Genomic DNA, 14,166 nt, shown 5'->3' on the forward strand with positions numbered 1-14,166 from the left:
TCAAAACCTGTGATTAGAATACAGGAGTTAGGAACGAGTACGAAGGGCAATGTCACATGTCAACAGATACTCACGCTGAATTTGTGCATGGTATGAGTCCCGCTGCGCTGACGGGTCCTATCCTTTATCCCTGGGACACCGGACCGGCGATCGCGGAGTTACAGGAAACCCTCAATGCTCATGGCTTTAAGCTCAGAGTAGACGGTGACTATGGCTATATCACTGAAGTAGCAGTAAAGGAATTTCAGAGACAGCGCCAGTTAAGAATCGATGGCATCATTGGACCCAAAACTCGTGTCGCTTTAAAAACTACCCTGCAACCGGGGAGCCGTATTCTTCGTCTGGGGCACACTGGGGCAGATGTATGGGAACTCCAGGGATTGTTACAAGTTTGTGGGTACAACACTCACCGGAACGGAGTTTTTAATCGAGAAACTAAACAAGCGGTGGTTGCCTTTCAACAGGAACACAAGTTAAAAGCCAATGGCATTGTGGACTCCATTACCTGGCGCGTCTTGCGCGGTAAACCTCTGCCAGAAACCTCTGCCAAACGTCGCCCCTGGCTTTTGAATGGGCGTAAGTGGTGGTAGTAGGCTTAATCGTCCCGGTAAGCGGGATCGTTTTTCAACCGTTCTCTAAATGAAGCGTTGTCGCCATATTGAAGGCTGATCGGGGGAGCGGAAGGCGCGGGGGGGGAAGCAGGAGTTCCTGCTGTTGGAAGGGTGCCACTGGGAGAGGGTTGGGGGGTGCCGGGTAGCACTTCCTGGGAAACCGGCACAACCGGGTCAGGAGTGGGAACGGGTGAAGCGGGAGGTTTGCGATACCCCAGCAGGGCGATCGAGAAATTGTTGAAGTAGATTGTCCAACGCTGAATCTGAGGAGTTTTCTGCCAGTTAGATCGGGAAACCGACGAAAGCAGCAGGGGGGCTTCCTGACCGTTGCGCTCTCCCAAAACCGTAATTGATACTTCGTTTACAGTTCGATTTGCTGCAAAGGTTTGCCTCACTAGATTTTCAGCCGTTGCCTCTGCTTCCTCCATCAGTTCTACAAAGGTCTGTTGCTTAGCAGGGCGAAGCGTCGAGCGAATTTGCCTCATTTCAGCCAGAGCTGGCTGGTTCAGGTGGCTAAGGCTGATGAAAGTGGCAACAGCCACCAAAGCAAGCTGGGCAAGACTATGGTGAGAACGCCGCTTTGGAGAATCTCCCCTTAACAAATTTGAGGAATGAAGGTTGGATTGAGACATCAGCCAGTCGGTAGGGGTTAGCAAACCAGGATTCCAATAGCTGGACCTTGCTTATCCTACGGTGGGAGTGCCCCTGGACTATGTTTGGTAGCAAACATGATGGGGATATTGCGATCTCCATTGCCCATAGCCAGCAATATCAGAAGCACAAATCTTTATTAATGAATGCTGATTAATGGATGCAGATTAATGGCTGAAGAGACGGCAATTAGCCAAAAAAATTGCCTGATCCTTAATAAGCCCCCAGGATCAGGCAGTCTACCTGTAAGGACGCTTTGTTAACCGAAAAAGCTAAACAAACATAGTTGCCCCCTATAGTTGCCCAGCTTTTCCGAGTGCGTTCCTCAGATATATTTAGATTTTGCTACTTTTTAGTAGTAAAACCATCCGATATAGTACTAAATTTTATTCAAAAATGGAGTGAACTTTTGGAAGTTTCTTCAGTGAATCTACTCCTCCCACTCAGAAAGCGAATTGGCATACTTGCATACTAACCTCTACACATTAGAGATTCGTCACTTTAGTTTCATAAATCACCTTTTTTTCTGCGTATGAGTTCTTATGCACGGCGTTGCTGAATAGATAGATGAGTTGAAGCGACTTATCCAGCAGCTTTTTCTTACCTACCAGGATTGGCAATTCCTCCTATTACACTTCCTCCAATGTTCCGTATTGGATAAAATGCTAGGCTCGTAACAGGATTCTTAGAACGCTACCTATCCCGTTATTACAGTACGTTGGCACCCTTCATGCTCATCCCCTTAACACGCCAAACTTTTGAGTCCTTGATTCCTAAGGTCGCTACGGGAGCCCAATATGTCTACGCTTGGGGAAAACTGTCGGACTTCCTACGACGGTTGTTGATTTCGATAGTAGGAGTAACCGTTGTCATTCTGGGTCTTGGTTTGATTGTTGGTCCAGAAATTGGTTTTTTCCGCTTTCTGCTGGGGATTATGGTTGGGCTTTACTGGTTATGGGGTCCCGTTTTGTGGGCAAGCCTGCGAAACCTGGAATATCGTAAGTTTGCTTACAGTGGTTTTTGGCAAGGGGAAGTTCTGGATGTTTACGTCACAGAAGAATTGATTGGGCAAGAAGAGAATGTGAATGAGCGGGGAGACCTGGTGATTGTTGAAAACCGGGAGCGGTGCATCAACATTGAAGTGGGTGATGATTCCGGGTTCTCGACCTGGGTGCGCGTTCCTCTGAAGCGCAACCATCAGGCGATCGCCCCCGGAGACACTGCCCAGATGGTTGTGATGTCTAATCGGGGAGACCTCGGTCGCATCAATAAAACTTCCGATGTTTACATTCCCAATCACGATATATGGGTCAGTGACTACCCTTATCTACAGCGAGAGGACTTCATTGAGGTGAGTCGGCGGATTCGCTCTCGAGAAAGGTATGAGCCGGGTGATCGGGAGAGTCGTCCAAAACGTCCTGTCCAAGACGAGAATACCTACCGTAACGAATCCACAAGTAGCCGTATAGAGCGAAGACCACCCAGGAAGCGATCGCCGCGCAAAAAGCAAACGATGGATTGGTAGAAAGGCTAGACCAGCCCACTCCGCTCTCGACCGTATGCCTGCCAGGCAAGATCAACCAGTCCGTTAACAATGGCAGCGGCAACCACTGAACTCCCTTTTCGTCCATCAATTCGGATGTGTGGAATGAGCGAATCTGCTAAGCGCTCCTTTGCAACCTCAACATCGACAAATCCAGAAGGCGTGCCAATGACCAGGGCGGGTCGAATCTCCTCTGACTCAATTAATTCCACCAGCGAAGTCAAAGCAGTTTGTGCCTGACCCACCACAAAAATTCCTTCTGGGTATCGCCGTGCCAGAGTTTCAATTCCCCAAGCAGCACGAGTCTTTTCCTTTTGAGGGCGGGTTAGGGCATCCATGCTGCAATAAACCGGATTGGCAAAGGTGTTTTGAATGTTTGTCGTAATCCCCACCTGAACCATTGGCACGTCCACTACGATCGTGCTGCGCGCTGCTAAAGCTGCTGCACCAGACTGAAGCGCCAGTTCTGAGAAATGAATTAACGACTTGTACTCAAAATCCGCCGTAGAATAAATCACCCGTCGAACAATTTCATATTCGGCTGGAGAAAAAGCATGATCGCCCATTTCGCGGTCAATAATTGCCAGACTTTGAGCGTCCGTTGCATGCCATTCCATTGCGACCCCTTCCAGAAAGGCTAAAGCTTTTGTGCGGGCTAAATTGAGCGCCTTGGCGCGATCGCCCATGAACCCAATCGTTGATAAAACCATGGTTTCAATTCAAGCGATCGGTAAAGCCCTAGCAACAGAATAAGCGATGGTTGAGCTAGATCGTCTCTGTTTCAGAGAATTTAGAAATAATCAAATCAGGCTTCAGGTGGAGAAGGGCGATTGAGTACAGGAGATAGGAAGGCAACCAATGCCCCAATCAAAAACCCAGCAAAATTGCGGAACAGGGGTAACCAATCGGTTGTACGAGAAACAACGGGACCAATCCCAAACGCAATAAATAAAATGCCCCACAGAGGTGAGAAAATTAGTGCCCACTGCCATGCAAAAACCTGACCTTCCTTGCGAGGGTGAGCCGCAAACCCACACACTAGACCACCTACGATGGAGGTAATCAGCGTTAAAATCCACTGTTCTTGAGGTAATCCCGGAACCACCTGACAACCACCCTGGCGCAGACAGGTTCGGATGGAGTTCAATGCCTCTAAAATCGATTGATCCTCTCCGTGTTCTCGCACAAAGAATTGATTGCCGAATCGGGTCTGTAGCTCAATCCAAAAGGTTCGGGGAAGCAAGGGATAGAAATCATCCCCCACGCTGAAATTCAGTAAATTACCGCCGCGAGGATCAGCCACAAGCAGAACGCTATGGTCATCAAGCCCCCAGTAATCTTTGACGGCTGCTCCGGGGGTACGCTCAAACTGAGTTAAAACTCTCAGTTTCCAACCAGTCTCTTTTTCAAAGTCTTCTAAATTCTTGACAAGAGATTCTTCTTGGACACTGCTCAGTGCCTTTGCCAGATCAATCACTGGAGTTTGGGTTGCAGGCAATAAATCCGGGTTGTTGTAGGCATAAGCTGCCGAAGCCGCAAACGGATGAACCCAAATAAGCAGCGCAAAGACCGCAGAAGCTACAAATCGCCAGGAGTAGCGAAAATGGAACCGACTAGAAAAATGACGGGTGAAACTTTGGAGAATAGACATAAAACTGCCAACCAGCAGAACCGGATAACGGAGAGCGTGTAAATTTTCTTTACACTTGTTAATCTTAATCTAATATTAAAAACCTAAAGTTGTAACCGTCAATACTTGCCTGAAATGTCGTCCCGTCCTATTTACCTCGACTCTCATGCGACAACACCTGTGGATGAACGGGTATTGGCAGTTATGCTACCGTTTTTCACAGAGCATTTTGGCAATGCTGCCAGTGTTGGTCACTTCTATCGTTGGGAAGCAGAGGCAGCCGTGCAGCGATCGCGGGAAACCCTGGCTGAGGCAATTCATGCAACCCCTGAAGAAATTATTTTCACCAGTGGGGCAACAGAGGCAAATAACCTGGCAATCAAGGGGGTGGCAGAAGCATCCTTCAATCGAGGTCGGCACATGATTACGGTTGCAACAGAGCACAGTGCCGTACTGGATCCTTGCCGTTACTTGCAATCCCTCGGCTTTGAGGTCACGTTTCTGCCGGTGCAAGCCGATGGGCTGATTGACTTAAACGATTTAGAGCAGGCGTTTAGACCCGAAACCATTCTGGTTTCGGTCATGGCTGCCAACAATGAGATCGGTGTTCTGCAACCGCTGGCAGAGATTGGGATGCTCTGTCGGGCACACCAGGTTCTTTTCCATACGGATGCTGCCCAGGCGATCGCAAAAATTCCGCTTGATGTCGAGGCAATGAATATCGATCTCATGTCTCTGACCACCCATAAAGTTTATGGACCCAAGGGGATTGGGGCGCTCTATGTCCGGCGACGCAACCCCAGGGTAAACCTGGTGCCCCAGCTTCACGGGGGCGGACATGAGCGGGGGTTACGCTCTGGTACCCTCTACACCCCCCAGATTGTCGGGTTTGCAAAGGCGGTAGAACTAGGGCTAGCGGAGATGGCTACTGAAACGCAGCGGTTAACCTGGCTGCGCGATCGCCTCTGGCAGCAGCTTGAACGGTTAGAAGGCGTATATCTGAATGGACACCCTACCCAACGGTTGGCCGGAAACCTCAACATCAGCATTTCTGGAGTGGATGGACAAGCATTACATCTGGGTTTACAGCCTGTGATGGCAGTTTCATCGGGAGCCGCCTGTTCCTCTGCTAAAGTTGCCCCCTCCCACGTTCTTCAGGCATTAGGGCATTCGGAAACGTTAGCCTATGCCTCCATTCGGTTTGGCATCGGGCGGTTCAATACAGAAGCGGAAATAGACCGGGTAGTGGAGTGGGCGATCGCAACGATTCAGTCTCTCCGGAGAGGGGTTGATGGCACCAAAAGCCTTAAAGATTAGAGGAGTCAACCCGATCTCGCTCGGTCCGTATCCACTTGGTTTGGGGTTTTACCAGAAAGGCAAAGTAGAGCGGAATTTTCCAGAAAACATAGAAAGGAACCGCCAGTAGCATACCCAGAGGAATCTCTGTCCTGGCATATTTTGTCCAGGATGTCAGGATAGCGACCAGAATGAAAATTCCCTCTAATGCCAGGATGAAAATTGGAACCTGAGATCCACCCCAGATGCCAGCCATCAAAGCGACGATGGTTGCCACCAGCCACACCATAACGAGTAGAGAGAGGGGTGGGATACAAAGGTCAAGGGCGATCGCCAATAGGTCAAACCGTTTCGTTTGAATTGAGGCACGAAGTAAACGCGGAACCTGAGTCAGCAGGGTTTGTAAGTGACCGTGCTCCCAACGGGTTCTCTGGCTTTTCACTGCCTTGTCTTGCTGGGGTAGTGAGCCTGTCACATTGGCTTCTGCACAAAACATAGGCGGATGCCCGACCAGGGCAAGATCCAGTCCTAGTTTCATATCCTCCACAATATTGCCGCTGGCTAGGGAAATTTGTTCCATCACCGTCCACGGAAATGCCATGCCAGTTCCAGTTAACAGGCAGGGAAGCCCAAGCCGGCTCAGCCCAACGGGACGAACCAGATTCTTGACTGTAAACGCTAACAGAGACACGGCAGCCTTAGATGACAAACGTTCCGGTCGAGCCATCAAGTAGGTTGCCTGCACTGGACGCTGATGGGTGATTGCTTGACGAGCAATCGTTTCAATCGCTCCTGGGGCGACATTGCAATCTGCATCTACGATCACGACGACTTGCGGGGGAGCGGTTTTAAGAAACTGTAAGCCAAAATCAAGGGCATATCCCTTACCGCGCCGTACCGAATCCTGCCGCTCGATTACAGTGGCACCATAATTTCGGGCAATCTCAGCGGTTCCATCCTCACAGTTGTCTGCAATCACAATTAACCGATCCTGGGCAGTCATCTGAGCCATCAATGGTGTCAAAGTTGCGCCAATTCCCAGGTCCTCATTATGTGCCGGAACCAGAACCGCTATCGTTGGTCGAGGTACCGTTTGCTCCCAAACCTGCCGCCTCCCACCGCAAACCGCTGCTACACATTCCACTAAGAGGAGCGTAGTTGGGATTAGCAGCACCAATGCTGCCGTCAGTGAAATTACAACCAAAAGTAAAGCCATCAAAAAAGAAGTCTCTAAAAGCACTCAATTCAATACCTTTTATACCAATCCCCATTTGTGTGTGCGGTCAAACTGGTTATCCAGTAAGGCTTTTTGGCATTAGTTTGAACCGCACTCGTCTGAGAATCGCTATAAGCATGTCAGAATCCGCCTGGGTCTAGAATACCCAGACGGAACAGAAGAACCCCACACCGAAGCAATCCGTCCCTAAAAAACCAAAATCTCTGGCAATCTAATGTTTTGTAGACGTTGGCAGTCCTGGCTTCAAGATTCCCAGATTCTCAAGAATCGTAGCCTGCTCTTGAGTATGCCGCTGCTTTTGTGCCTGGGCATAGGAAGCATTTACACTCCTGCCAGACTGGTTTGAAATAACCCCCAGGACAGGTAAGTGAAACCGACTTAACTCGGTCATTACTTGAGCCACCATCGATCGCTTGGTTCTGCCAATACCTACCGCCATCAAAATTCCATCCGATTGAGCCGCCAGGAATTTAGCATCTGAAAACTCTGAAAGGTCTGGAGTATCGTAAATAATCAAATCAAAGCTTGACCGCAGTTGTTGGTCGAGCTGCTGCATCGCAGCGGTTCCTAATGCCCTGATGGAGTCTACAGAGGACTGACCAGCCGTTAACACTGAAAGGTTTTTGTCCAAGGATGATGGCTGAATCGCCTCACTAACCTGCACCCGATCTGTGAGCATTTCACTCAACCCGATTGAGTTGGACAATCCAAGCAGGCTATGGATGTGGGGAGCGCGTAAGTTGCCATCCACCAGCAGCACTCGCCCGCCCATCGAAGCAGCCGCCAAAGCCAAATTCAAGGCAATGGTGGTTTTGCCGTCACCGGAACCTGCTGACCCAACCACTAGCGATCGCACAGACGGATCAGATTTCAAAAACCGGATGTTGGTGTAGAGAGAACTAAACGCCTTCGAGAAGGAATCAGAATTTCCAGCAAGGGGATTCATAATCTGATTAGAGCCTTCTCTAAAAGGAATAGATCCCAGAAATTGGGGTTTCAATGATCCTCGAATATCTGCCACATCGTAGAAAATATCTCGTCGCTTCTCTCGCAACATTGCAGCGGCAAACCCCAGAATTAAGCCCGCGATCGCTCCCATCGCCAGGTTCCTGACAGACTTAACCGGCTGGGCAAGGGGCTTACCTGTCGCGTCCCTGGCAAGCGTTGCAGGCGAAATCACAGTCCAGGGAACTTCCTTCTGAGCCGCTTCAATCCGCAATGTTTCCCGCTGAGTCAAAAACTGATTCAACGTTCGTGTACTCATGTCTAGCTGTTGCTGCAAGTCATTGTACTGGCGAGAAATAGCAGGGAATTGCTGGAGTCTCTGGTCCAAAAACGCTTCAGATTGGGCAACCGCCTGATTGCGAACCTGCAACTGCCGGACGACATTACCCGCCGCAACATATTGCCTGATTAGCTCAATCCGAGTCGGGTTTTGAAAAGCCAGTACCCTTGGTCCTACGGGTGTGGCAGAGGTTTCGCCTAAGTTAATCTGTGACTCTTCATTCAATAGCTGAATCAGATTCTGCTGCTGATCCCGTAGTGCCTCAATCACAGGACTTTCCTCATTAAACCGGGCAGCTTTAACGGCAATCTGAGTTTCGACCGTCTTGAGTTGGGTGAGTAAAGTCTGGTAGCGGGGATTTTCACTCAAGGAGGCGGCTGCCAAAGCCTCAGTTGGTGTCAGACCTAGCTGCCTTTGCAAGGTCCCGTAAAGCATTTGTTGTTCGGCTAACTCCCTTTGAGCGCTAGAACGTGCCGCTTGAGTCTCTTGCAGTTGTCTAGACAGGGAAGTTCCTTCAGCTAATGGATCGGTAATCCGATAACGTTGCTTCAGTGCCTGGATTTCGGCTTCTAGGCTATTCACCCGCTGTTGCAAGCTCGGAAGTTGATCTTCGATAAATTGAATTCCACCACCAATACGAGTTCGCCGATATTCAAGGCTGAATTTTAAGAAGCCATCAGATAGCTTTTGCAAAATGTATTGAGTTCGATCTGGATCGACCCCTTCATAGGTAACTTCCAGTATTTTTGCTGTGTCCATCATGTTGGTTCCAGGACGCTGTACCACCAGATTTTTTCTGGCAATATCATCCCGTAGAGAGCCAGCCGTGACATTAGGGTAGCGACTTTGAATTTCTCCAGCAATTTTAGAGAGCAGTTCAGGGCTTTGAAGAACTCTTAGAAGCGTCGGATAATCAATGGTGTCGTTTTCAGCTCCACTATCGCGGGAAATCGCGGAGGGGTCGGTGGACCGTGCCTGGGACGTAATCGGTTCTACCAAAATGCTAAATTGCCCCTGGTAGGTAGGTGGACCAAAGGCAGAAAAAGCAGCGGCTCCGGTCGTCGCCAGGGCGATCGCCGAAATCAGGAGAGCATTTCTACGAGCCAATCTGACAATAAAGCCCAGATTCAAGCCTTGTTGCTTGGAGGATGGCTCAGGCAAATCGTCCTCTAGCCCATCGTTAAATCCCAGGGGTCTATTGGAACCATTGAGGGACAAATCTTGAATATTTTCTTCGGCTCTCATGTTAACCTCTCGCGCTCCTACTCTGAATCCACCAATAGCCCACCCTGAACAGCAACTTTAGCGGCAACTTTAACTGAGGAAAGACCACAATTACTAGTTGTTGCCCCCAAAAATGTTGACAATCCCTAACAGACCCAGGAAAGGTCCTAAGGTGCCTCCCAGAAAATCGGAGACCCCGGCGATCGCGTTGCGATTTACAACGATGATGTCGTTATTGTATAGCGGCGGATTATCTCCTTCACTCAATCCCTTTGAGAGATCAACCCGGATTTTTCTCCGTGTCACCGTACCATCCAGGTTGAGCCGAACCAATTCAACATCCTTTTTGTTCCGACCCAGCTTAAACCCGCCAGCCGCCATAATGCCTTGATTCAGAGTAGAACTGGGGCGAACTTGAACTGTACCAGGAGTCACAACCTCACCCACCACATTTACCCGAATCACCTCTGGCGAGAAATTTGTAATGGCAACTTGAGTAATCTCAGCCGGGTCTAAAGTCGTTGATTTAGGAATAATAATGGTATCCCCATCCCTTAGGCTGACATCCTGAGACAGTTCTCCAGTTTGCAAGAAGCTCCAGAGGTCAACATCAATGAACCGTTCAACGTTAGGCTCTTGGGGGCGGCGGATCTGGATTTGACGAATATTAGCTGATTGGGTGATTCCTCCAGCCGTTTGAATGGCTTTAATAATCGTGGGCCACTGGTTTGCGCCGCCGCCGCCGCCACCGTCAGCAGTCCGTTGATTTAGGCTGGCAACCGTCGTCTCATTACTGATAACACTGATGATGTAGGAACCCGGTCGGTTCACTTCCCCAATGACACCCACCTTGAGTGGACGGGGAGCGACCAGACTAATTGTAATGATTGGTTTGCGGATAAAGCGACTATACCGCTGCGTCAGAACCTCGGCTGCCCCTCTCAGGGTCATACCATTGACTGCCACATTCCCCACCCATGGCAAATTGACTGAACCATCGGGTAGCACTGTGTAGCGAGGTTCCAAAACCAATTCTTGAGTATCAAAACTATCAACCTTGATTACATCCCCTGATCCAAGGGTGTAAGCATCCTCAACCAGAGAAGCCGCTGCACTCCGAGGTGGGCTGACCTGGGAAGTTTGAGTTTGAGCGATCGCTGGCAGGGCTTGAGTTGCCCCGATGAAGACGGACAATGTTAGTCCAGCGACGAGTCGGGTAGTTCCTTTAGACATTGAAAGTTCCAGCAAACGGTAAATTTCCAGCAAACAATTAAATAGATGGTCAGCTTTCGTTATAGCCCGAATCTAAGCTTCAACTGCCTGAGCACTTCTTAACTTGGCGTTACTAAACCATTTCAATAGAATTCGACAGGGACCTACGGGCATGTGCTAAACATTGACATGTTGCCCCTGTGCGACTGAACTACACCGTACCAGGAGTATTCCCCATAGGTATGGCGTTCCCCCACAGAATTGATATTTGCAATTATGGAACATTTACGGACAGAGCCTCCATTCTTTAAGCCTGGACTTTATATAAGATTCACAAGTTCCCGGAAGCAAAAGTCCTATATAAAAGAATGATTAAAGATTGCTGACTGGCTCACCGTATTTCTACCAGTTTCATTCATATTGAGATGGAATGAGAGCAATTGAATCGCTTGATCAAAGCTTTTCATCCCCAATTCGATAAAGAAAAAGCAGGCAAAAGTCTGGATTTGACCTGAGTGATTGCTACCCTCTAATCACAAGAAATTAAAGGTAATCTTTAAGTAGATTCAGAGTACCAATCGAATTTATTCCTTAATGAATTAACTACGGGCTTTTAGGGAGTAATAAAGTAGACTGAACCTCACCTATGTATTGAAGTTTCTAATTTCAAGTTGAATTGACATGAAGATTACGATAGTTCTTCCCCATGCCGATCTGAGCGGCGGAGTCAGGGTAGTAGCGACCTATGCCGAACGGTTAAAGCAGCGAGGTCATGAAGTATTGATTATCTCCACACCCTATAAACAACCCAGTATCGTGGAGCAGATCAAGTCTGTAGTCAAAGGTCAGGGGTTGCTAAAGATACCCAAGCAAACCCCTTCTCACCTAGATAATTTAGACGTTGATCACAAGGTGATTGATAGTTATCGTCCAATCAATGACAATGACGTACCTGAAGCCGATGTTATTATTGCAACATGGTGGGAAACGGCTGAATGGATCGCTAATCTATCCGAATCAAAAGGTGCCAAAGTTTATTTTATTCAGCATCATGAAGTATTCGATTATCTGCCTAAGGAGAGAGTAGAAGCAACTTATTATCTGCCTCTACATAAAATCACGATCGCGCAGTGGCTATTGGATTTAATGCAAACTCGATACCAGGACTCCAATGTTTCCCTGGTTCCAAACAGTGTTGACACCCAACAGTTCTATGCTCCTCAGCGGAATAAGCAACCCGTACCCACTGTTGGCATGTTATATGCTCCAACTTACTGGAAAGGTTGCGATATTAGTTTAGAAGCGCTTGCACTCGCCGCTCAAGCAATCCCAGATATACGACTGATTACATTTGGGAGCCACCCCTTATCTGACGAGTTACCTCTGCCAGTTGATGATAGCAATTATGTTTATCGTCCTCCCCAGGATCAGATCAGGAACCTATATGCCCAATGTGATGTCTGGCTTTTCGGTAGTCGCTCAGAGGGATTTGGATTACCCATCCTGGAAGCAATGGCGTGTCGAACCCCCGTCATTGGCACCCCAGTGGGTGCCGCTCCAGAACTCCTTGCACAAGGGGGAGGAGTCCTGGTTCAACCAGAGAACCCAAAAGACATGTCAAAGGCAATCCAACAGGTGCTTACCCTTTCTAATGCAGAGTGGAAAAGCCTGTCTGATGCTGCTTACATAACGGCAACCAAATACACTTGGGACAACGCGACTGAATTGTTTGAGGCGGCTTTATACCTCGCGGTAAAACGTCAAAAACAGAGTCTAGAAACGCTACCAGCATTCGTTGAGTAATATCCATGCCCCAACAAGCGAACGCAATTGCCAACTTTGTTCTTCTCCTCTGGCTACCCATTGTTGTTTATATTTTTTCACGGTTCCCGGCACAGCGAGCTTTGGTAATCAGCTTTCTGGGAGCCTGGTTGTTTTTGCCAATGGCAAGCATTAAGTTTCCAGGTATCCCGGATTACAACAAAATGTCGGCTGCCAGCTACGGCATTCTGCTTTCGACCATCATTTTTGATGTGGGGCGCTTCAGTACCTTCCGGTATAGCTGGATTGATGTGCCGATGACAATCTGGTGTATCTGTCCATTTTTCTCGTCTATGGTGAATGGATTAGGTCCCTATGATGGGCTATCTGCCACTCTGTCCCAGGTGGTTACCTGGGGAATTCCTTATTTTCTCGGCAGGATTTACCTCAATAATTTAGCAGGGCTGCGAAACCTGGCAATTGGTACTTTTATCGGTGGTTTGCTGTATATTCCACTGTGCCTTTATGAAGGGCGCATGATGTTCAGCTTTCACGAGCTACTATATGGCTTTAACCCCAGTGGCTTTCTAATGTCAATTCGGCTGGGAGGCTACAGACCAACTGTGTTCATGAACCACGGGCTGATGGTAGGCATGTGGATGATGTCAGCCTCTCTAATGGGTGTTGTACTTTGGAGAACTGGAATCATCAAGAAAGTTTGGAATTTCCCAATTAGTTGGTGGGTAGGTCTGTTGCTAATTACCTTTGTATTAGTCAGGTCTACTGGTGCTTATATGCTTTTTGCGGCGGCAGTGGCGATTCTTTTAATTGCCAAATATTTTCACAATGCGTTACTGATCTGGTTATTGATTGGGGGAATGTGTATTTATTTAAACCTCGGTGCAACGGGAGAATTTCCACGGGCAGAGGTGACGGGTACGATGGCTCAAGTTTTCCCGCCTGAAAGGGTGCAGTCCCTCGATTTTAGATTTGAAAATGAAGAGATCCTTTCAGCGAAAGCAAGACAAAATTCAATATGGGGATGGGGCGGCTTTGGTCGGAATCGGGTATTTGATGAGTACGGTGAGGATATTTCCGTAACCGATAGTCTATGGATTATCGCCTTTGGTATCAATGGTTATGTTGGATTAGTCAGCATTTTTATGGCTTTGCTGGTTCCTGTGGTTGCTTTTTGTATACGCTATCCAGCCCAACTATGGTCTCATCCTGCGGTCGCTCCAGCCGCTGCTTTAGCCGTTAGCCTGGTGATGTATGCATTAGATTGCATTCTCAATGCAATGGTGAATCCTGTTTTTGCCTTGACCTGTGGAGGTCTGGCAGGGGTTGTGGTAGCGAGTTCGAGAGAGCCAGTTTCAAAAAGACGTAGGGTTGCCAGCAAAGTAACCTGAAGCAAACGCTGTCGGGAATGCCCAAACTCAGTCAGAGATTTGTGCCAAAACAAAATAAATGCTCACGGGTTTCGACTTCGTCAACTCTCATTGGCTGAGGATTGAGCAAAGTCGAAGCCTGGCTGCACAGTTATCTTATACCGATTTGAATTGCAACCACAACAAATCCTGGTACGGGCTTGGCAGTGCCAAGCCCCTTCTGAACTTTGATGTGCCCACAAATCCGTTTAAATCGGTACTATTTTGATAGCCCCTATCCTGGCATATGGCGTTGCTGATTTTGGGTATGAACTGAGAGTTGTATGAA

Annotated in this window: 11 protein-coding genes; 5 read left to right on the top strand and 6 right to left on the bottom strand. The window is 48.4% G+C overall.

The genetic code is table 11. From position 1 onward, the window contains the following. Window positions 1-56: 56 nt before the first annotated feature. A complete protein-coding gene (locus AC1S52_RS05300) occupies window positions 57-590 on the top strand; it encodes a peptidoglycan-binding domain-containing protein (RefSeq protein WP_482027966.1) in 534 nt (177 codons plus the stop codon). A 5-nt stretch (window positions 591-595) separates the two neighbouring features. Here AC1S52_RS05300 and AC1S52_RS05305 read toward each other — a convergent pair whose 3' ends face one another. After that, window positions 596-1,243, bottom strand: coding sequence for a hypothetical protein (locus AC1S52_RS05305; protein WP_482027967.1), 648 nt, complete (start codon window positions 1,241-1,243; stop codon window positions 596-598). 749 nt (window positions 1,244-1,992) lie between these two features. Here AC1S52_RS05305 and AC1S52_RS05310 point away from each other — a divergent pair. Beyond that, window positions 1,993-2,787 carry a phosphate ABC transporter permease gene (locus AC1S52_RS05310; protein ID WP_482027968.1) on the top strand — a complete coding sequence of 265 codons (795 nt, stop codon included), beginning with the start codon at window positions 1,993-1,995 and terminating at the stop codon, window positions 2,785-2,787. A 5-nt stretch (window positions 2,788-2,792) separates the two neighbouring features. Here AC1S52_RS05310 and AC1S52_RS05315 read toward each other — a convergent pair whose 3' ends face one another. Both AC1S52_RS05315 and AC1S52_RS05320 read right to left on the bottom strand, forming a co-directional pair. After that, window positions 2,793-3,515, bottom strand: a complete 723-nt coding sequence (locus tag AC1S52_RS05315; protein WP_482027969.1) for a precorrin-8X methylmutase — start codon at window positions 3,513-3,515, stop codon at window positions 2,793-2,795. A gap of 95 nt (window positions 3,516-3,610) precedes the next feature. After that, window positions 3,611-4,456, bottom strand: coding sequence for a TPM domain-containing protein (locus AC1S52_RS05320; protein WP_482027970.1), 846 nt, complete (start codon window positions 4,454-4,456; stop codon window positions 3,611-3,613). Window positions 4,457-4,570: 114 nt separating this feature from the next. Here AC1S52_RS05320 and AC1S52_RS05325 point away from each other — a divergent pair, with 114 nt between their 5' ends. After that, complete coding sequence (locus AC1S52_RS05325; protein ID WP_482027971.1) at window positions 4,571-5,752, top strand: cysteine desulfurase family protein; 1,182 nt, start codon at window positions 4,571-4,573, stop codon at window positions 5,750-5,752. Here the strand turns inward: AC1S52_RS05325 and AC1S52_RS05330 are convergent. From AC1S52_RS05330 to AC1S52_RS05340, 3 genes are all read right to left on the bottom strand, one after another. Further along, a complete protein-coding gene (locus AC1S52_RS05330; RefSeq protein ID WP_482027972.1) occupies window positions 5,742-6,947 on the bottom strand; it encodes a glycosyltransferase family 2 protein in 1,206 nt (401 codons plus the stop codon). The genes AC1S52_RS05325 and AC1S52_RS05330 overlap by 11 nt on opposite strands. Before the next feature lie 232 nt (window positions 6,948-7,179). Beyond that, on the bottom strand, window positions 7,180-9,498 hold the full coding sequence (locus tag AC1S52_RS05335; protein WP_482027973.1) for a GumC family protein: 2,319 nt from the start codon (window positions 9,496-9,498) through the stop codon (window positions 7,180-7,182). A 93-nt stretch (window positions 9,499-9,591) separates the two neighbouring features. Next, window positions 9,592-10,710 carry a polysaccharide biosynthesis/export family protein gene (locus AC1S52_RS05340; protein ID WP_482027974.1) on the bottom strand — a complete coding sequence of 373 codons (1,119 nt, stop codon included), beginning with the start codon at window positions 10,708-10,710 and terminating at the stop codon, window positions 9,592-9,594. 660 nt (window positions 10,711-11,370) lie between these two features. Here AC1S52_RS05340 and AC1S52_RS05345 point away from each other — a divergent pair. Next, window positions 11,371-12,492 (top strand): glycosyltransferase family 4 protein, encoded by a 1,122-nt coding sequence (locus AC1S52_RS05345; RefSeq protein WP_482027975.1) that lies wholly within the window; start codon window positions 11,371-11,373, stop codon window positions 12,490-12,492. A gap of 5 nt (window positions 12,493-12,497) precedes the next feature. Continuing rightward, window positions 12,498-13,859 (top strand): O-antigen ligase domain-containing protein, encoded by a 1,362-nt coding sequence (locus tag AC1S52_RS05350; protein WP_482027976.1) that lies wholly within the window; start codon window positions 12,498-12,500, stop codon window positions 13,857-13,859. Window positions 13,860-14,166: the final 307 nt, after the last annotated feature.

The organism is Kovacikia sp. CALU 1929 (genome assembly GCF_056784235.1).

What these genes read in the sequence shown, in the direction of transcription:
- AC1S52_RS05300 (WP_482027966.1), top strand. Translation starts at nt 57, where the DNA reads ATGTCAACAGATACTCACGCTGAATTTGTGCATGGTATGAGTCCCGCT.
- AC1S52_RS05305 (WP_482027967.1), bottom strand. Translation starts at nt 1,243, where the DNA reads ATGTCTCAATCCAACCTTCATTCCTCAAATTTGTTAAGGGGAGATTCT.
- AC1S52_RS05310 (WP_482027968.1), top strand. Translation starts at nt 1,993, where the DNA reads ATGCTCATCCCCTTAACACGCCAAACTTTTGAGTCCTTGATTCCTAAG.
- AC1S52_RS05315 (WP_482027969.1), bottom strand. Translation starts at nt 3,515, where the DNA reads ATGGTTTTATCAACGATTGGGTTCATGGGCGATCGCGCCAAGGCGCTC.
- AC1S52_RS05320 (WP_482027970.1), bottom strand. Translation starts at nt 4,456, where the DNA reads ATGTCTATTCTCCAAAGTTTCACCCGTCATTTTTCTAGTCGGTTCCAT.
- AC1S52_RS05325 (WP_482027971.1), top strand. Translation starts at nt 4,571, where the DNA reads ATGTCGTCCCGTCCTATTTACCTCGACTCTCATGCGACAACACCTGTG.
- AC1S52_RS05330 (WP_482027972.1), bottom strand. Translation starts at nt 6,947, where the DNA reads ATGGCTTTACTTTTGGTTGTAATTTCACTGACGGCAGCATTGGTGCTG.
- AC1S52_RS05335 (WP_482027973.1), bottom strand. Translation starts at nt 9,498, where the DNA reads ATGAGAGCCGAAGAAAATATTCAAGATTTGTCCCTCAATGGTTCCAAT.
- AC1S52_RS05340 (WP_482027974.1), bottom strand. Translation starts at nt 10,710, where the DNA reads ATGTCTAAAGGAACTACCCGACTCGTCGCTGGACTAACATTGTCCGTC.
- AC1S52_RS05345 (WP_482027975.1), top strand. Translation starts at nt 11,371, where the DNA reads ATGAAGATTACGATAGTTCTTCCCCATGCCGATCTGAGCGGCGGAGTC.
- AC1S52_RS05350 (WP_482027976.1), top strand. Translation starts at nt 12,498, where the DNA reads ATGCCCCAACAAGCGAACGCAATTGCCAACTTTGTTCTTCTCCTCTGG.